16 protein-coding genes and 1 pseudogene are annotated in these 17,436 nt (G+C 74.3%); 11 read left to right on the top strand and 6 right to left on the bottom strand.

Annotated elements, in window-relative coordinates; genetic code table 11:
- Nucleotides 1–64: 64 nt before the first annotated feature.
- Nucleotides 65–643 carry a C40 family peptidase gene (locus ACZ7C5_RS21715; protein WP_470323243.1) on the top strand — a complete coding sequence of 193 codons (579 nt, stop codon included), beginning with the start codon at nt 65–67 and terminating at the stop codon, nt 641–643.
- A gap of 235 nt (nt 644–878) precedes the next feature.
- Here ACZ7C5_RS21715 and ACZ7C5_RS21710 read toward each other — a convergent pair whose 3' ends face one another.
- Nucleotides 879–1,844 (bottom strand): helix-turn-helix domain-containing protein, encoded by a 966-nt coding sequence (locus ACZ7C5_RS21710; protein ID WP_401089716.1) that lies wholly within the window; start codon nt 1,842–1,844, stop codon nt 879–881.
- 411 nt (nt 1,845–2,255) lie between these two features.
- Here ACZ7C5_RS21710 and ACZ7C5_RS21705 point away from each other — a divergent pair, with 411 nt between their 5' ends.
- Nucleotides 2,256–2,777, top strand: a complete 522-nt coding sequence (locus ACZ7C5_RS21705) for a hypothetical protein (protein ID WP_188301286.1) — start codon at nt 2,256–2,258, stop codon at nt 2,775–2,777.
- A gap of 48 nt (nt 2,778–2,825) precedes the next feature.
- On the opposite strand, the gene ACZ7C5_RS21700 is transcribed toward ACZ7C5_RS21705, so the two are convergent.
- Nucleotides 2,826–3,629, bottom strand: coding sequence for a GntR family transcriptional regulator (locus ACZ7C5_RS21700; RefSeq protein WP_470323242.1), 804 nt, complete (start codon nt 3,627–3,629; stop codon nt 2,826–2,828).
- A gap of 217 nt (nt 3,630–3,846) precedes the next feature.
- Between ACZ7C5_RS21700 and ACZ7C5_RS21695 the strand changes: the two genes are divergently transcribed.
- Nucleotides 3,847–5,421: an alkaline phosphatase family protein gene (locus tag ACZ7C5_RS21695; protein WP_470323241.1), complete on the top strand. Its 1,575-nt coding sequence runs from the start codon at nt 3,847–3,849 to the stop codon at nt 5,419–5,421.
- 75 nt (nt 5,422–5,496) lie between these two features.
- Here the strand turns inward: ACZ7C5_RS21695 and ACZ7C5_RS21690 are convergent, their stop codons facing one another.
- Nucleotides 5,497–5,925, bottom strand: a complete 429-nt coding sequence (locus ACZ7C5_RS21690) for an SRPBCC family protein (protein WP_401089658.1) — start codon at nt 5,923–5,925, stop codon at nt 5,497–5,499.
- A gap of 162 nt (nt 5,926–6,087) precedes the next feature.
- On the opposite strand from ACZ7C5_RS21690, the gene ACZ7C5_RS21685 reads away from it, so the two are divergent.
- The 3 genes and pseudogenes from ACZ7C5_RS21685 to ACZ7C5_RS21675 form a co-directional block, all read left to right on the top strand.
- Complete coding sequence (locus tag ACZ7C5_RS21685) at nt 6,088–7,260, top strand: hypothetical protein (RefSeq protein WP_470323240.1); 1,173 nt, start codon at nt 6,088–6,090, stop codon at nt 7,258–7,260.
- A 183-nt stretch (nt 7,261–7,443) separates the two neighbouring features.
- On the top strand, nt 7,444–8,439 hold the full coding sequence (locus ACZ7C5_RS21680; RefSeq protein WP_401089661.1) for a 3-oxoacyl-ACP synthase III family protein: 996 nt from the start codon (nt 7,444–7,446) through the stop codon (nt 8,437–8,439).
- A gap of 73 nt (nt 8,440–8,512) precedes the next feature.
- A pseudogene (locus ACZ7C5_RS21675) lies at nt 8,513–8,839 on the top strand (BRCT domain-containing protein); the annotation flags it as partial.
- A 183-nt stretch (nt 8,840–9,022) separates the two neighbouring features.
- On the opposite strand, the gene ACZ7C5_RS21670 reads toward ACZ7C5_RS21675, so the two are convergent.
- The 3 genes from ACZ7C5_RS21670 to ACZ7C5_RS21660 form a co-directional block, all read right to left on the bottom strand.
- A complete protein-coding gene (locus tag ACZ7C5_RS21670) occupies nt 9,023–11,767 on the bottom strand; it encodes a hypothetical protein (RefSeq protein WP_470323239.1) in 2,745 nt (914 codons plus the stop codon).
- A 192-nt stretch (nt 11,768–11,959) separates the two neighbouring features.
- Complete coding sequence (locus ACZ7C5_RS21665) at nt 11,960–12,643, bottom strand: RibD family protein (RefSeq protein ID WP_470323238.1); 684 nt, start codon at nt 12,641–12,643, stop codon at nt 11,960–11,962.
- Between the two features lie 40 nt (nt 12,644–12,683).
- Nucleotides 12,684–13,685, bottom strand: coding sequence for a DNA-binding protein (locus ACZ7C5_RS21660; protein ID WP_470323237.1), 1,002 nt, complete (start codon nt 13,683–13,685; stop codon nt 12,684–12,686).
- Nucleotides 13,686–13,808: 123 nt separating this feature from the next.
- Here ACZ7C5_RS21660 and ACZ7C5_RS21655 point away from each other — a divergent pair, with 123 nt between their 5' ends.
- From ACZ7C5_RS21655 to ACZ7C5_RS21635, 5 genes are all read left to right on the top strand, one after another.
- Nucleotides 13,809–14,012, top strand: a complete 204-nt coding sequence (locus tag ACZ7C5_RS21655) for a hypothetical protein (RefSeq protein WP_401089669.1) — start codon at nt 13,809–13,811, stop codon at nt 14,010–14,012.
- Nucleotides 13,999–14,844, top strand: a complete 846-nt coding sequence (locus ACZ7C5_RS21650; RefSeq protein ID WP_401089671.1) for a phosphotransferase — start codon at nt 13,999–14,001, stop codon at nt 14,842–14,844. Before ACZ7C5_RS21655 ends, ACZ7C5_RS21650 begins: the two co-directional genes overlap by 14 nt.
- 248 nt (nt 14,845–15,092) lie before the next feature.
- Complete coding sequence (locus tag ACZ7C5_RS21645; RefSeq protein ID WP_401089673.1) at nt 15,093–15,989, top strand: hypothetical protein; 897 nt, start codon at nt 15,093–15,095, stop codon at nt 15,987–15,989.
- 164 nt (nt 15,990–16,153) lie between these two features.
- Nucleotides 16,154–16,792, top strand: a complete 639-nt coding sequence (locus tag ACZ7C5_RS21640; protein WP_401089675.1) for an ATP-dependent Clp protease proteolytic subunit — start codon at nt 16,154–16,156, stop codon at nt 16,790–16,792.
- A gap of 1 nt (nt 16,793) precedes the next feature.
- Nucleotides 16,794–17,396, top strand: a complete 603-nt coding sequence (locus tag ACZ7C5_RS21635) for a ClpP family protease (RefSeq protein ID WP_401089677.1) — start codon at nt 16,794–16,796, stop codon at nt 17,394–17,396.
- Nucleotides 17,397–17,436 lie beyond the last annotated feature (40 nt).

Here is a 17,436-nt window from a genome sequence, read left to right as displayed (position 1 = left end):
TCACCGCACCACCTGTCACGGCACCACCTGTCACGGCATCACCTCTCCGAAGGGAAACACCGTCATGAACCGCATCCGCCGCTGGAGCATCCCCGCCCTCGCCGCCACCGCGCTGCTCGGCTCGCTCACCCTCACCGCGCCCGCCCTCGCCGCCACCGCGCCGGCCGGCGACACCGCCGTCGTCCTCCAGGCACAGGACCAGCGGGCCGCCGCCCCGAAGATCACCCGCGCCGAGGAGATCCGCCGCGCCAAGCTCTGGCTGACCGCCAACGGGGGCAAGCCCGTCCCGTACAGCCAGCACAAGAACTGGAAGGACGGCTACCGCCAGGACTGCTCCGGCTACGCCTCGATGGCGCTGGGCCTGCCCAAGTCGGGCCCGAACACCGTCGCGCTGAAGAACGACGGCTGGACCAAGCCCATCAAGATGTCCGAGCTGCGCCGCGGCGACCTGGTCATCAAGGCGAACAGCGGCGACCCGGACCACCGGCACGTCGTCATCTTCGACGGCTGGAACAGCGGCAAGGGCTCGTACCAGGCCTACGAGCAGGCCGGCCAGGTCGGCACCCGGCACGCCTCGCACAGCTACGGCCTCAAGAGCGGCGACGGCTACCACGCCTACCGCCCGGTCAACCTGTCCGACTGACCCGCGGACCGGTCGGAAGGGACCGGTCGGCACGGGCCGACGGCCCGGCACGCTCCCCCGTGGCGTGCCGGGCCGTCGGGCTCGGAAGTGGATCACAACGCTCCGCCGCGCGGTGTTCCTCGTGGAGGATGTCAGGACCCGGCGCGGCCGTGTTGGCGCCCAGTGGACAGTTCCTTGGCATTGCGTGCACGTTCCCGTTCCGGTTCCCGCGCCCGGCCGTGCGCAGGGCGTCCGCCTACCCGCCCAGGGCCCGGCGGCGGTGCTCGCGGGGGGAGAGGCCGTACGCGGCCTTGAAGGCGCGGCTGAACTCGGAGGCGCCGGGCAGGCCGCAGCGGACGGCGACGGTCTGGACGGGCAGGGCGCGCAGCGCGGGGTCGGCCAGGTCGCGGTGGGCGCGCTCCAGCCGGTGGCGGCGGATGAAGGCGGCGACGGTCTCGCCGTCGGAGCGCCGGGTGAACAGGCGGTGCAGGTAGCTGACGGAGATGTGGTGGGTGGCGGCGATCACGGCGGGCGTCAGTTCGGGGTCGTGCAGGTTGCGTCCGATGAAGGCCCGGACGTTCTCGACCAGGGCCCGCTGCCGGCTGTCGTCGGGCACGGCGGCCTCGGCGTCCAGCTCCCGGGCGATCCAGGCGGACACCAGGTCGATCACGATGCCGCCCAGGCGGGGGGTCTCGACCGGGCCCAGGGCGGCGGCCTGGCGGTCGAGGCCGACGATGAAGTCCGTGAGCAGCGCGGAGGTGCCCTCCCGGGCGGAGAAGCCGCGGCCCAGCACCTCCTCCAGCCGGTGCGGCGGCAGCGGCAGCAGGGAGATCGGGAAGTCGATGCCGACGGCTTCGACGCGGCGCTCCGGCGGGGCCTCGGCGCGGGAGCCGTAGGACCGCAGGTCGAACGGGTGGGAGCTGTCGAGCATGTGCAGCTTGCCGGGCTCCAGGATCTCGGTGGGCTCGGTGCCGCGGCTGAGGGCGAAGCCGCCGTCGAGCAGCAGGGTGAGGTGGAACGTCTCCTGGTCCGAGCGCTGGACCCGGCGCGCGGTGCGATGGAAGCGGGTCGGCGGGAAGGAGGTCCGCAGCAGGGTCACCGGGCCGAGCTCCAGGCGCCGCATCTCCGCGCGGAAGTCGGCGGAGTGGTCGCTGGTCACCTCGCTGTCCCGGGTGCGGCCGACCAACTCCCGCCAGCACTCGAACCGTTCCTTCTCGGGCATGCCCTCACTGCTGAACACGTTCTCCGTGCTCGTGGCCACCGTCCGTCCTTCCCTTTCCCGTTCTGCCTGGCCGGGCCCCCTTCCCCCACCTGGCGTCACCGATTCCTCGCCGTCGGTGACACCGAAACCTACAAGGTCGGGCCGGGTGTCCCGCGCCCGGGCCCGGGTGTGCGGGGTCGGGTGTGCGGCGAGGGGGTCTTGGCAGGCCCAGGGGAGTCGGAGGCCTTCCGCTGCCCCCGGGAACCACGGTGAACCGGGTGTCGATCACCGCCCGTTGGCATGGACGCGGGGGTCGAGAGGCCCCGCTCCCACCGCACGGCGGCGGGCGGGCCCCGGGGCCGGTCCGCCGCGGTCAAGGACACCGTGCCGCGGACGGCCAGGAGCCGTGCCGCAGCGGAAAAGAGGGGAACCATGCGGAACACCGGAACGGTCAGGCGCGCCCTTTCGCTCGTCGGAGCCGCACTGGCACTGGCCTCGGTCACCGGGCTGGCGACCGCGACCAGCGCCTCCGCCGACGTCAACAGCGAGTGGAACTGCTCGCGCAACCCGAGCGGCTGGGACCACATGAACTGGGGCAGCTGTCTGCTGCCCGGCGACTCGCTCGTCTCCGGCAACGGCGACTACCGGCTGCTGTACCAGAACGACGGCAACCTCGTGCAGTACGACACCAACACCGGCTACCCGGTGTGGGCCAGCGGCACCAACAGCGGCGGCCCGGGCAAGGTGATCATGCAGTACGACGGCAACCTCGTCGTCTACGACACCTTCAAGAAGGCCAAGTGGTCCTCCGGCACCGCCCTCGGCTGCAACCCCAGTGCCAACTGGCTGCGCATGCAGAACGACGGCAACCTCGTCGTCTACCGCCCGCACGACAACGGCAGCGCCTGGACGCCGGTCTGGTCCTCGTACAACGGCCGCGTCGGCACCTGCTGACAGCCGCCCGCCCCGCCGTCGGCGGCCGCACCCGCGGCCGCCGGACGGTCAGTTCGCGTTCTGAGCGTTCTGAGCGTCCGGGGTGTCCGGGGTGTCCGGAGCGCCCAGGGCGAGGGTGAAGCTGAACCGGTCGCCGCGGTAGAGGGTGCGCACCTGCTCCAGCGGGTGCCCGGCGGCGTCCCGGCTGCGGCGGTGCAGCAGCAGCATCGGCAGCGCCGGCGGGGTGCCGATCAGCAGTGCCTCGCGCGGGGTGGCCAGCACCGTCTCGATCCGCTCGTCGGCGGCGCCCAGGCGCACCCCCTGCTCGCGCAGGTAGCCGTAGAAGGACCCCTCGGGGTCGAAGTCCCGCCCCAGTGCGGGCACCCGGGCGACCGGCACGTACGTGGACTCCAGTCCGACGCGCTCCTCGTCCGCGCGCAGCACCCGCTCCAGGTGCCACAGCGGCTCGCCCTCGGCGACGTCCAGCAGCCGGGCCATCGCCGCGTCGGCGGGCAGCCGGTCCAGGGCGATCAGGGTACGGCCGGGGCGCAGGCCCTGGCGGGAGACGCCCTCGGTGTAGCTGCTCAAGGACAGCGGCTGCTCGATCTTCGGCCCCGCGACCACCGTGCCCCGGCCCTGCCGGCGCAGCCGGCCTTCCAGCAGCAGTTCGCGCAGCGCCTGGCGCACGGTGGCCCGGGCGACGCCGTGACGCTGCGCCAGATCGGCCTCGGTGGGCAGCCGGCCGCCCGGGCCGAGCTCGCCGATCAGCTCCTCCAGGCGGGCCTTGACCAGGTAGTACTTGGGCACCCGGCCGTGCTCGGGGACGCCGGCGCGGGCGGGTTCCGGGCCGGCCCTGGGGATGGGGTGGTTCACCGCGCCAGCCTATCGAGGACCGGTTCCGCGGTGCCGTGGGGCCGCCGGGCCGTTCGGGGCCGGCGTCGGTGATCACGAAAGTATAACGGGTCTGGACTGAATTTCGGCGGTTGTTCATACAACCGTGGACTCGGTGAGGGGCCGCCCTCGCCCGCCCGGCCCATCCTCACTCCCGGTGCAACTGCACCGCGCCGACGACCAGTTGGGGAGTCCTCCGTTGCGTACCTCCCGCTCCTCCCGCTCCACCCGCACCGCCGTCCTCGCCGCCGCCACGGTCGCCGCCACCGTGGCCGCGCTGACCCCGCTGTCCGCCGCCGCCTCGGCCGCCGCGCCCGCCCTTGCCGCCGTGCCCGCCGCCTCTGCCGCGGGCGGCCCGTACCGGGGCCTGCCCAACGGCACCAAGCAGGCCAAGACCCTGGTCATCGGCGTCGACGGCACCCGCTACGACAAGCTGCTCACCGCCGACGCCCCCCACCTCAAGGCCCTGATGGCCGGCGGCATGACCGCCACCGGCAACCTCTACGCCAACCCGCTGGCCCCCACCCTCTCCGGCCCCGGCTGGTCGACCATCGCCACCGGCGTGTGGCCCGACAAGCACCAGGTCAAGGACAACGCCTTCACCGGCGCCCGCTTCGACCTCTACCCCGACTTCGCCACCCGCCTGGAGAACGCCGACCCCGGCAACTCCACCCTGGTGATCGGCTCCTGGAACCCCATCGCCGGCAACGTCTTCAACGGCCGCGCCGACCTGCGCCTCCAGGAGAGCGAGAACGACACCACCACCGCCGCCGACGCCGCCGACTACCTCGCCCACGGCAACCCCGACACCACCTTCCTGCACTTCGACCAGGTCGACGAGGCCGGCCACAACCACGGCGGCGCCAGCGCCGACTACCTGGCCGCCCTCCACAGCGCCGACACCCTGGTCGGCCAGGTCCTCCAGGCCGTCAGGTCCCGCCCCACGTACGGCTCGGAGGACTGGCTGATCATCGTCACCACCGACCACGGCCACACCGACGCCGGCGGCCACGGCGGCAACAGCGCCAACGAGCGCCAGACCTTCCTGATCGCCGACGGCACCGGCTACGCCCCCGGCTCCCGCCGCTACGACGTCAGGCCCGCCGACATCGCCCCCACCGTCCTCAAGCACGAGGGCGCCGCCATCGACCCCGCCTGGAAGCTCGACGGCCGCCCCATCGACGAGATCACCCCCGACGACTTCGACGCGCTGCGCCCGGGCCTGTCGGCCCGCGCCGACGAGAGCGGCATCCCGGCCGGCGTGAAGGGCTGGACCCACACCCCGCCGGCCGGCTGGAGCATCGACAACTCCCGGATGCCCAGCGGCGGCGTCACCGAGTGGCGCGGCTGGACCTTCGCCACCGACGAGTTCTGGACCGCCTCCCAGCTCGGCCAGTCCCGCGAGACCAACGTGCGCGCCCGCAACGTGTTCGCCGTCGCCGACTCCGACGAGTGGGACGACAAGGCGCACGGCGCGGGCCAGTTCGACTCCACCCTGGTCAGCCCCGCCTACCCGGTCTCCGGCAGGAGCCGCGGCGTGCTGTCCTTCGCGACCGACTACAAGATCGACGGGCCGCAGACCGGCGACCTCTACGTGGTCTTCGACAACGGCGCCCCGCAGCTGGTGAAGTCCTACCGCGCCGACCTCAACACCGTCGAGAACCTCCCCGTCACCGTCCCGGCCGGCGCCGCCACCGCCCGCTTCCAGTTCCGCTACACCGGCACCAACAGCGCCTTCTGGACCGTCGACCAGGTCACCTTCACCACTTCCTGACCCGGACGCCGCCGGCGGGGGAGGGGCACCGGGCCCCGCCCCGCCGGCGGCTCCGTCGGCCCTCCCGGGCGGGGCTCACGCAGCCCGCCCGCCGCTCTCCTCGACATGACGCCGGAAGTCGGCCAGGTCGTCGATCACCCGGCGGTCGACGAAACCGAGCGCCTCGGCCACGTGCTCCCACAACCCGTGCGGCTCGACCTCCAGCTGGAGCATCACCCGGGTGGTCCGGTCGTCCACGGGGTGGAAGGTGACCACACCCCGGTGCCGCGCCGGCCCGGGCCCGCTGTCCCACGCCACCCGCTCCCGCTCCACCAGCTCCGTGGTCACGGCCTCGAACTCCCGCGGCCCGGCGGCGGTCCGCACCACCCAGCTGGTGCCGCGCTCCGACCGGTCCACGCTGACCACCCCCCGCATGAAACCGGGGAACTCCTCGCACCTCACCCAGCTCCCGTAGACCGCGTCCAGCGGCGCCGCGACCTCGACGGACTCCTCGATCCGATGCATCGTTCCTCCTGACGTCTCCTCACCGGCTGCCCCCCAGGGGGACGGTGTTCCGTAGGACGCGGCTTCCCCGTGTGCGGCCCGGCATGCCCCCGGGGCGCGGCCGGCGCCCGGCGGCGCACCCCGCCGTGCCGCCGTACGGGCCCAGGGCGTAGGGTCCGGCCGGTGACACCGGAACCGCCCGCCCCGCCCGCCTCCCTCCCCCCGCTCGACCCCGCCTGGGCCGCGCTGACCCGCGCCGACGGCGTCGAGCACCGGACCGGCCTCGGCTGGCTGTCCGGGCTCGGTTCCAACCGCGCGGCGCCCGTCGACCTGCTGCTGCGCCTCCTGGACGCCGGCCGGTGGAACCTGCTCTACCGCAGGGACCTGCCCGAGGAGGTCGTGGACGCCGCGATCACCCACCCGGACCCGCAGGTGCGCACGGGCCTCACCGAGGCCCGCCGGCCGTCACCGGAGCAGTGGGAGCGGCTCATCGCCGCCTCGCCCGAACCGCGCCTGCGCCGGCGGTTCACGCTGCTCGCCGAGGAGACCCGGGGCGCCGGCCGCGAACCCCGCCCGTCGCCCGCCACCCCCGCCGAGCTGACGGCGCTGGCCGACCAGGCCCCCGACATCGAGCCCGGCAGCTTCAGCACGGCCCTGGCCTGGGTCGTCGCACTGCACGCGGACACCGACGCGATGCGGCTGCTCGCCGCCTCCCCGAAGCCGCTGGTCCGCCGCAGCGTCGCCCGCGCGCCGCGCCTGCCCGCCGACGTGGCGGACCTCCTCGCCCGGGACGAGGACCGCGTGGTGCGGCTCTTCCTGGCGGAGTCCTGCGACGACGCCCCGCCCGGGATGCTGCTGGAGGTGGCGTCGTGGTGGGAGGGCAGCCTCTCCTTCCCCGGCCGCCCGCGCAGCCACCCCAACTTCCCCCGCGAGGGCCTGCTGCGCCTGGCCGCCGACCCGAACCCGCTCCTGCGGGTCGCCGCCCTCGACGACCCCGAAGCCACCCCGGCCGACGCCGACCGGGCCGCCGCGGACCCCGACCCGGTGGTCCGCCGGGCCGCCGCCGGGCACCACCGGCTGCCCCCGGCGACCGCGGCCGCGCTCACCGCCGACGGCGACCGCGGCGTGCGGTGGCTCGCCAGGACCAACCCGGCCCTGCCCCCGGACGACCTGGTGACCCTGCTCCTCGACCCGCGCAGGGCCGACACCGGCGCCCGCAACCCAGGCGTCCCCGTCGCCGTCATGCACCACATGGTCACCCTCGCGACCGCCGGCCCGGACCTCGATCCCGGCCCCGGCCCCGATCCCGCTGCCGGCTCCGCCCCGGACCCGGGCCGGATTCCGCCGGCGCCCTGACCACGGCCCCGGACTCGTCATATTTCCTGGCATTCCCGGCATTGGGATGACGCCCGGCGCCCTCTCCCGTGCGTCGGCCCCGCGAACGCGCCCCCTGCCCTGAGGGTGCCGGTGTCGGGGCCGGCCGGGGTTCGCCGGCGAGGGTGCGCAGCCGGAAGGGGCAGTGACGTGGACTATGGCCTGATGTCATTCGGATCGGCGCTCGGGGAGCCCGTCGCCGTCGAGGACGCGGTCTCCGAGTACACCGCGGACGTCGAGCGCGTCCAGGCGTACGGCTACCGCACCATCCACCGCGCCCCGGACGGGGTCGGGCTCACCGACCTGGCCTTCGACGCCGCCCGGGCGGCCCTGGACGAGGCGGACACCGACCCCGCCGAACTGGACCTGGTGGTCCTCGCGATCACCGACATCCCCGAGTACCTGTACTGGGACGCGGCCGCGAGCCTCCAGGACCGGCTGGGCGCCCACCGCGCCGAGGCGGTCCTGGTCAGCCAGGGCTGCGTCAGCGGGATCACCTGCTTCGACCTGCTCGCCGGCCGCTTCGCCACCCACCCCGACTACCAGCGGGCGCTGGTGGTCGGGGCGAACCGGACCTGCGACGCGTACTGGAACCGGATGTACACCAACTCGCTGCTGTTCTCCGACGGCGCCGGCGCGGCCGTGGCCGGACGCGACCACCCCGAACTGCGCTGGCGGGCAGGCGAGGTGATCAGCGACGGCCGCTACGCCGACCTGTTCCGGATGGACCAGGGCGGCGCGGCCGCCCCCTTCCAGGGCGGCCGGGTGCCCCCGCCGGCCCGCGACGCCTGGGACCTGATGGAGTTCTTCGACTACGACACGGAGCGCTTCCAGGAGTTCATCGGCCTGATGGGCGACCGGGTGCAGGAGGTGACGGCCCGGGCCTGCAAGCGGATCGGCGTCTCCGTGTCGGACCTGGCCAGGGTGGTGCTGCTCAACGACAACCTCTCCACCCTGACCAAGCTGGCCGACCTGCTCGGCGTCCCGCCGGAGCGCACCAACCTCGACATCTCCCTGGAACGGGGCCACTTCGGGGCCGCCGACCACATCCTCAACCTCCAGCACCACCGCGCGGCGGGACACCTCGCCCAGGGCGACCTGATCGCCCTGGCCGGCATGGGCCGCGGCATGCACTGGGCCTGCGCCCTGCTGGAGTGCTGACCGGCAACCCCGGCCCGGGGTGACGCCGAACCCCAGGGTGATGTCAGTGCCGTCCGCCATGATTCCCACATGATCGACACCGCCGCCCCGCTGGCCTCCCCGTCCGAGTAAGGGCGAGGGCGGCGTCGGCGTCGGGAGCGACGGGGGACCGCTGGCCGGCGAGGCCGTCGTGGTCACCGGCAGCATGACCGGCGCGCTCGCCGCCCTCTCCCGCAACCAGATGAACGAGCTGATCGAACAGGCCGGGGGCAAGGCCTCCTCCTCCGTCTCCAAGCGCACCACCCTCCTGGTCGCGGGCGAGAAGGCCGGCTCCAAGCGGGCCAAGGCCGAGGAACTCGGCATCCGCGTCCTCACCCCCGAGGAGTTCGCCACCCTGGTGGCCGCCCACCTCCCGGCCTGACGCGGCGGCCGGGGCCGCGGGGGCCGGGCACCCCCGAGGGAACTCGGATACCGGCGGGCCCGGAGCATCGGCAAGGATGCGTAGGCACTCCGAACGCACCCCTGCACGGGGCGTACTCGCGTCCGTTGCCGCGCGCACGTCCCGGCCCACGAGGGTCCGGCCCGGGGGGCCGGACCCTCGTGTTCACGCCTCCGCCCGCCCTCCTCCGGCCTGGCCGGCGTGCTCCGCGAGCCGGAACACCGCGACCTCCCAGCCGAATCCGGCCACCAGCCGGTCCGCCGGGGCCGCGGCCAGCGCGCCGACCGGCAGCGGCAGCACCAGGTCGGGGCCGACCCGGGCGAGCGTGGCCAGGTCCCAGGTCCGTACGGTGCCGTCGGAGCCGCCGGTGACGAGGACCGGGCGGCCCGCGATCCGTGCGACGGTCATCGCGGTGAGGCCGTCGTCGGTGGCGCGCAGGGGCGGGCCGACCGGGGTGCGGGTGAGCAGGTCCCAGACGTGCACCAGGCCGTCGTCGACGCCCACCGCCAGGACCGGGCGGCCGTCGACCACCGCCGCCGCCACCGCCTTGACGACCGGCCCGTCGTCCGGCTCCTCGTCCTCGTCCTCGTCCTCTTCGTCGATGTCGTCGATGTCGTCGATGTCGCCGGCGTCCTCGGCGTCCTCGTCCGCCGGCTCCCGCTCCCGCTCCCGTCGCGGGGCGTCGGTCACGGCCGGGAGCCCGATCGGCTCGCCGACCGGCGCACCGGTGGCTGGCTCCCACAGCCGCACCGTGTCCCCGTCCGCCGTCACGGCGAGCGGCCGGCCGTCGACCACCACGGTGGTCACGGCGGTCACGGCGGACCCGTGGCCGGCCAGGGGCCCGTGAAGGTCCTCGCCGGTGGCGAGGTCCCAGACCCGGACGAGGCCGCCCGTGCCCCCGGTCACGGCGAGCGGCCGCCCGTCGGCCACCACGCCGGCCACCGCGCGCACCCGGCCGTCGTGGGCGAGGGGTTCGCCCACCGGGGCCCCGGTCGCCGGGTCCCACAGCCGGACGGCGGTGTCGCCCTCGGTGGTGACCAGCACGGGACGGCCGTCGACCACCGCCGCCGCCATCGCCTGCACCCAGCCCCGGTGCCCGGTGGAGGGGGTGCCCGCAGCGGCGCCGGTGTCCGGGTCCCACAGGCGCGCCGTGCCGTCCGCGGCGGTGCTGACCACCAGCGCGGCGCCGTCGGCCCCGACCGTCACCACGGCGGTCACCGGGCCGCCGTGGCCCGGCAGCGGGTCGCCCACGGGACGGACGTCGAGGTCCGGATCCCAGCGGTGCACCCGGCCGTCGTCGGTGCCGACCAGCACCACGGGACGTCCGTCCAGCACCGTCGTGGCCAGGGCCCGGGTCCCGCCCCGGGGGCCGGCGAAGGCCTGGGCGAGCTGCCGCCCGGTGGCCGGGTCCAGGAGCCGCACCAGGCCGGCGTGGTCGCTGACGGCCACCGCCACCCCGCCACCGGTCTCCACCGCCGTCGCCTTGTGCGACGCATCCTTCGGGCCGGCCATGCGCTCGCCGGCCCGGCGGCCCGTGGCCACGTCCCACAGGGTGGTCACGCCGCCGAAGTGGCCGACGGCCACGGCCGGGCGGCCGTCCACCAGCACCGCGGCCAGGGACGACACCGAGCCGCCCCCGGTCTCCAGCGCCGGCCCCAGCTGACGGCCCTTCGCCAGCTCCCACACCCGCAGGGTGCCGCCCATGTCGCCGGTCACCGCCACCGGCCGGCGGCCGAGCACCGTCGTGACCAGCGCCGACAGCCTGCTCCTGTAGTGGTGGGCGGTGAGCGGCGGCTCGTGCATCGGCGTGCCGACCGGCTCGCCGGAGGCCAGGTCCCAGACCCGCACGGTGCGGTCCTCGCCGCAGGTGACGGCCACCGTCCGGCCCCGCACCACCGCCGTGTCCACCGCGGTCACCCAGCCGGTGTGCCCGGTCAGGGGAGGGTGCAGGAGCCGGCGCGTCCTCAGGTCCCAGACCCGTACGGTCCGGTCGACCCCGCCGGACACCGCGACCGGGCGGCCGTCCGGCTCGGCCGTCGCCACGGAGCGGATGAGCTGGGTGTGGCCGGTCATCGGTTCGCCGACCGGTTCGCCGGTGGCCAGGTCCCACAGGCGTACGGTGCCCTCCTCCCCGCCGGTGACCACGACCGGGCGGCCGTCCACGGTGGCCGTGGTGACCGCCGACGTGCCCTTCGGGTGGCCGGCCACGCTCCAGAGACAGCCGCCCAGTTGGGAGCCGCTGGCCCACACCGGGTGCCACTGCGGGAAGCGTTCGTCCAGCGGGACGGCCTCGAACCGGGCCGCCAGCTCGCGGTCCCCGTACCGCAGGGCGTCCAGGACCAGCAGCCGGCGGCGCACCGCGGGGCCGGCGTCCCGGTGCCGGTGGGCCGAGGCCTGGTACACCGCGGCGCCCGGCCGCCCGAACCCCCAGGCCTCCGGCAGCACGGCCCGCATCGTCGCCGGATCGGCGTTCACCAGGAAGGCGCCGTCGGCCAGCGGGATGGAGCCCAGGCAGGTCGCGACGGCCTGGCGCAGCCCGGGATCGGGGCCCCTGGCCGCGCGCAGCCACAGCGCGACCGCCTCCGCCATCCTGCCGTCCTGGGAGAGCATCCCCCCGAGCCGTTCCTCGGCGAGCTGCCGGTAGGGATCGATCTCGGTCGTGACCGCGCCGCGCAGCAACTGCTCGGCCTGGGCCAGGTCGCCGCGGTAGTACGCCTGGTCGGCCTCGTCGATCGCCGTCGCGGCGTCGACCATGGCCCGCGCCACGTCCGGCGGCAGGGAGTCCAGGTCGACCAGCTCCCCGGGGCGCGCCCACGCCCGGCGGTCCTCGGGGACGGGCCGGGCGGCCTGCGTGCGGCGACCGCCGAGCAACCGGCCTATCCAGCCGCGGTGTTCCTGCGAGTCAGACATCACTCTCCCCACTCCGGTACCGGTCGGGCCCACCCTATGACCGGTCCCGGACAGGGAGCGCCGGCGACGGGGCTCCCGGGCCCTCAGGCCTTGGGCTGAGGGCCAGGCGCCGAGGCCGCCGCACCCGCAGCCGCCGTAGGTGGTGCCGCGGCAACCGGCCGGCGATACGACACCGACCACCGGAAGGTTTGCTCAGGCGGACTCCTGCTTGGGCGCGTAGCGCAGGAGTGCGACGTCGCCGACCGTCTCCACTCCGAGGAGACGCATCCGCCGGGTGCTTCCGCCGGGGTAGTCGGCCGGGTGGAGGAAACGGGGTGCGGCTGCGTCCCCGACGACGAGCGGTGCGACGGCGAGGTGGACCTCGTCGACCAGGCCCTGGGAGAGGAACTGGGTGTGAATCCGTCCGCCGCCTTCGACCATGAGCCGCTCGACACCGCGGGTGGCGAGGTCGTCGAGCAGCACGCCGAAGTCGACGACCTCACCGGTGCTTACGACGTCGGCCAGGCCGTCCAGTTCCGCACGGACCTTGGCGGCGGCGGAGTTGGTGGTGTACACGACCTTCCTGTCCCCGAAACGCCAGAACTTGAGGTCCCGGCTCAAGTCTCCGCTGCCGCTGACCGTCACCTTGAGCGGGTACTCCGGTTTGCCGGCAGCCACGCGGTCGGCGCGGCGCTTGTCGCTGTTCACGAGCAGCCGGGGATTGTCGCTGCGCAAGGTGTTGCCGCCGATGAGGATCGCATCCGACTCGGCTCGAACCTGGTCGACACGGTCGAAGTCAGCCGAGTTCGACAGCAGGAGACGGTCGGGCGAGGTGTCGTCGATGTGGCCGTCGACAGAGGTGGCGACGCTGAGCAGGACGAAGGGGCGGATGGCCATCGCGGTCCGTTCTCTCGGTGGTACTGGGCACTTTGGTGATTCAGACGTCATGGAGGAGATGGCTGTCGAAGACTTCCCGGAACCGGTCGACCTCGGGAACGCCCCGGCATCGTTGCAGCAGTCCGTCGAGCATGGCCAACTCCGTGAAGATCCGGGCTGAGCCGGTCGTGACGGCGATCGCCAGTGCTGTCTCGCCCGTGGCGGCTGCCTCCTCAGGGCTGTTGGCAGCGAGCTGGGAGATGGCCGCGCGAGCGAGGTAGACGCCCCGGTCGCGGCGGAAGTTCAGAGGAAGGGCGTGGATCGCCCGATCGAAGCCGGCCACCGCCTCGTGGTGGCGCCCGAGTAGCGACAGCGATCGAGCGCGCTGGGCCTCCACGTACGCGGCGTCGAGCCATCTGCCGCGGCCGATCGGCGCTTCGGAGGGGTCGGCGATCAGCGCGAGCGCGTGGTCGAACGTGTGCTGGGCGGTCAGCTCGTCGCCGAGGAGCGCGTACCCGTGAGCACCGTAGACCGCGCCCATGGCGCTCAGCCGGCTTCCGGGACGGGCCAGGCGCTGGGCGTAGTCGGCAAGGTCGACGGCGTCGACGGACTCCTTCATGTCGCCGGCCAGTTGGGCCTTCCTGGCCATGATGTATGCGGTCAGGTCGTGGTCGTCACAGGCGTTCGCCCAGTCGGTCGCGCGGTCGGCCCAGTACTGGGCGGCGCGATGGTCTCCACCGTCCTGGTGGAGCCAGCTACAGAACTCCGCGTACTCGGCGAGAACTTGTAGCCAGGTCCGTCGTTCCTGGCCGCCGGCCTCCCGGCGGAGGTGCTGGATCAGCTGGATGTGCCCTTGTGCGGTGGCGACGACCTCGCGTGGTCCGAGGACGTTGTCGCACTCGACCAGGGACCTTCGCAGCGACCGCAGGCTCTCGATCGGGTGAAGTGAAGGGGACAGCGTGGGAAGCAGGGTCCGGGCGTCGGGCACCGCATGACCGGACAAGCGCGTGGCAACCGATGGCGCCAGTACCCCGTGCGCCAATGCCCGGCGCGGCATGGTCACGAAGATGACCCTCCCGTCGGCCATCCGGCGACCGACCCGGACGCCACGTCCCTCTATCAGGCTCGGGACGCCGGTATCACCACGTTTGGATCAGCCCCCCTTCACGGCGGAGATCTGCCAGGCATGATGACACCCGAACTGGTCGGCCTCATCCGACCCGGTTTGACGCCCGCCACCGCCGCGCTCCTGGTCGTGGCCTCCTGCCCCGGCCTGAACGTCATGCTCCTGTCCGCGAGCAGCGCCGCGCACTGGCAGGATGCCCGGCAAGCCACCGCCGTGCCGCTGGAGCCCCACCAGCTCAGGAGAGTGATCCGTGCAGTCGCCTGACGAACCGACCCGCGTCCGCATGGAAGCCGCGCACGCCACCGCGGCGGCCCGCCTGGGTGCGACCTGTACCGGTGACCCCGCCTGGGGCTTCGCGGGCAGCACCATCGGCCGCCGCGCCGGCGCCCACTGGCTGCGCGTCGCCGCTGCTTCCCCGACCGGCTCCCGCACGCCCGGGCACGGCATCGCCGGTGCCGACGCGCTCGTCCCGCCGGACGTGCCCCGGCCGCGCCTCCACGGCGCCCTCGACTGGGCGGAGGACGGCTGCGGGTACCAGGCCGACCTCCTCGACCGTGTGACCGAGCCGATGGTCTCCACCCGGCCCGACCTGACCGACGACCCCGGCCTTCCCGACTCCTGGTGGCACAGCCTCCGGAGCGCGACCGAGAGCCTGGCCACCGCCAAGGGCGTGCGGACCACCGTGAGGGACAGCTGGATCGGGAGAGCGTTTCCTCAGTTCCTCGGCATCCCCGCCCCGGAGAAGGTCGAACGAGTCACCGGGCACGGTGACTTCCATTGGGGCAATCTCGCCGGCCCCCGGCTGACCATCGTCGACTGGGAACGCTGGGGGATGATTCCCGTCGGCTTCGACGCGGGCATGCTCCATGCCAACAGCCTTCTCGTCCCCGCCGTCGCCGCAAGGGTCCGCGACGAGTTCGCCGCCGTTCTCGCCACCCCGGCCGGTCGCACCGGTGAGCTGACCGCCCTCGCCGAGATGCTCCAGGCCGTCGCCCGCGGGTGGTACCCGGAACTGGCGCCCCTCCTCGCCGACCGGGCACGTGAGTTGACCGGGGTGGCTCCGCCGCAGAAGGCGGCTTCCGAACTCGTCGGATAGGCACGGCTGTCCACGCCGCGCCCTGGGCGGACCGGGTGGACCGTACGGGCGGGGGCGCCGACGTCGGGCCGATGCTCGTGCGACCGGACGGCCATGTGTGCCGGGCCGGCGGCCCGGACGGCCTGGGGGAGGCGCGGGCCCGCCGGTGCGGCGAGCCCGCGCGGGTGAACCGGGCCCGGCGGAGGGCGGCGATACGATCGGCCGCCGAAGCGGCCGTCTCCGCGCCGCCCTCGTCCGGAAGGCCCACCGTGTCGCACTTCGCCCTGGTCGTCGCCCTCCCGGGCGCCGCCGGTGACGACGTCCCGGGCGCGCTCCGTGCCGCGCTCGCGCCGTTCAGGTCCGACCTGGAGGTCGACCCCTACCCCGCGTACCTGGACGGCGCCCCGGCCGGGATCGGCTGCGTCGCCGCCCTGCGGGCAGCGGGCCTGCTCCCCGGCCACGACGACCTGACCTGGGACCAGGTCGCCGAGGCCCACAACCGCAGGTACGGCTTCGGACCCGGGGACGACGACCGCCTGCACGTCGACGGGCAGGGCCGCGCCTACTTCCTGTCGACCTACAACCGGAACGGGGAGCTGGACTACCACCTGATCGGCGGCCTGTTCGCCGGCCACTTCCTCCCGCTGCCCGGCGCGGGCGCCGATCCCCGGCTGATCCACCCCACCGGCCCGGCGGGGGAGCGCCCGCGCTGCGACGGCGGCCCGCGCGCCCTGCTCGACCTCGACGGGCACCGGGACCTGGCGGCCCGGCAGGCCGCCGAGCGGCACGACCGGTGGACCGCGCTCGTCGACGGCCTGCCCCCGGCCCGCCCGTGGGCGCACTTCCGGGCCCGTCATGACGCCGACCCGGCGGGCTACCCGGTCGAGCGGGCCCGGCAGGACCACCGGGCACAGCCCAGGTGCCTGGCCGCCGCCGGTACGGAGGAGTTCGCCCACTGGGACGGAGGCTTCGCGACTCCCCGCGACCGTTACGCGGCCGCCGCCCGCGAGGCCGCCGTCCCCGGGCACGCGCTGCTGCGCCTGGACGGGACCTGGACGGACGCCGACGCGGCGCCGTCCCGCGACGCGTACCTCCGGGCCGCCAACGGCTACCTGGACGGCCTCGACGGCGGCGCGATCCTGGTCGCCCTGGACTGCCACTGCTGACCTACGGGTGGGAAGCCCCGGTGCTCCCGGGCCGCCGTGCGCTGACGCCGGGCCGCCGGCTCTGCCCGTGGCGAATCCGCGGCGGGCAGAAGGGCGGCATCGGGGGGCCCTCCCGGGGCGACAGTGGGGTGGACGGCAACTCCGCCCCCGACCAGGGAGAGCAGATGGCTCCACTCACCGCACCCCCGCCCCGCGCGGGGGAGGGCGACACCCCGCCCAGCCCCTTCGACGACCACCTGGCGGCGCAGCTGCTCGCCCAGCGGATCGTCCTCCTCGGCACCCAGGTCGACGACGTGTCGGCGAACCGGGTGTGCGCGCAGCTGCTGCTGCTGTCGGCGGAGGACCCGCGCTCCGACATCAGCCTGTACATCAACAGCCCCGGCGGGTCGGTCACCGCGGGGCTCGCCATCTACGACACCATGCGGCTCATCCCGAACGACGTCTCCACCCTGGCGATGGGGTTCGCCGCCAGCATGGGCCAGTTCCTGCTCGCCGTGGGCTCGCCCGGCAAGCGGTTCGCGCTGCCGAACGCGCGGATCATGATGCACCAGCCCTCGGCGGGCATCGGCGGCACCGCCGCGGACATCGAGATCCAGGCGGAGAACCTCCTGTTCACCAAGCGGGCCATCGAGCGGATCACCGCCGAGCACACCGGGCAGAGCGAGGAGACGATCGCGCGCGACGGCGACCGGGACCGCTGGTTCACCGCCGAACAGGCCAGGGAGTACGGGATCGTGGACCGGGTGGTGGAGTCGGTCGCCGACATCCGCCCGGCCTCCTCCCGCCGACGGATGGGGCTGTGAGATGGGCTCGTACACGGTTCCCTACGTCGTCCAGCGCACCGCGCAGGGCGAGCGGTCCTACGACGTCTTCAGCCGGCTGCTGAACGAGCGGATCATCTTCCTCGGCACCGAGATCGACGACGGCGTCGCCAACGTGGTCATCGCGCAGCTCCTGCACCTGGAGGCGGAGAACCCGGAGCGCGAGATCTCGATCTACCTCAACTCGCCCGGCGGATCGTTCACTTCGCTGATGGCGATCTACGACACCATGACGTTCGTGCAGGCGCCGATCTCCACGTTCTGCGTCGGCCAGGCGGCGTCGACGGCGGCGGTGCTGCTGGCCGGCGGGGACCCGGGGCGGCGCTTCGTGCTCCGGCACGCGCGGGTGCTGCTCGGCCAGCCCGCCAGCGGCGGCCGGCAGGGGACGGTCTCCGACCTGAGCCTCGCGGCCAAGGAGATGGTCCGGATCCGCTCGCAGGTGGAGGAGGTCCTGTCCCGGCACACCGGGCACGACGCGGCGACGCTGCGCGCGGACATGGACCGGGACAAGGTGCTCACCGCCGAGGAGGCCGTCGCCTACGGGATCGCCGACGAGGTGCTGAGCCGGCGGCAGTTGTTCGGCTGAACCCGCGGCGGCCGGTACGGCGGTGGGCGCACCACCGCCG

The organism is Kitasatospora sp. NPDC036993 (genome assembly GCF_055607525.1).
This window is presented reverse-complemented; position numbering and strand designations above follow the sequence as displayed.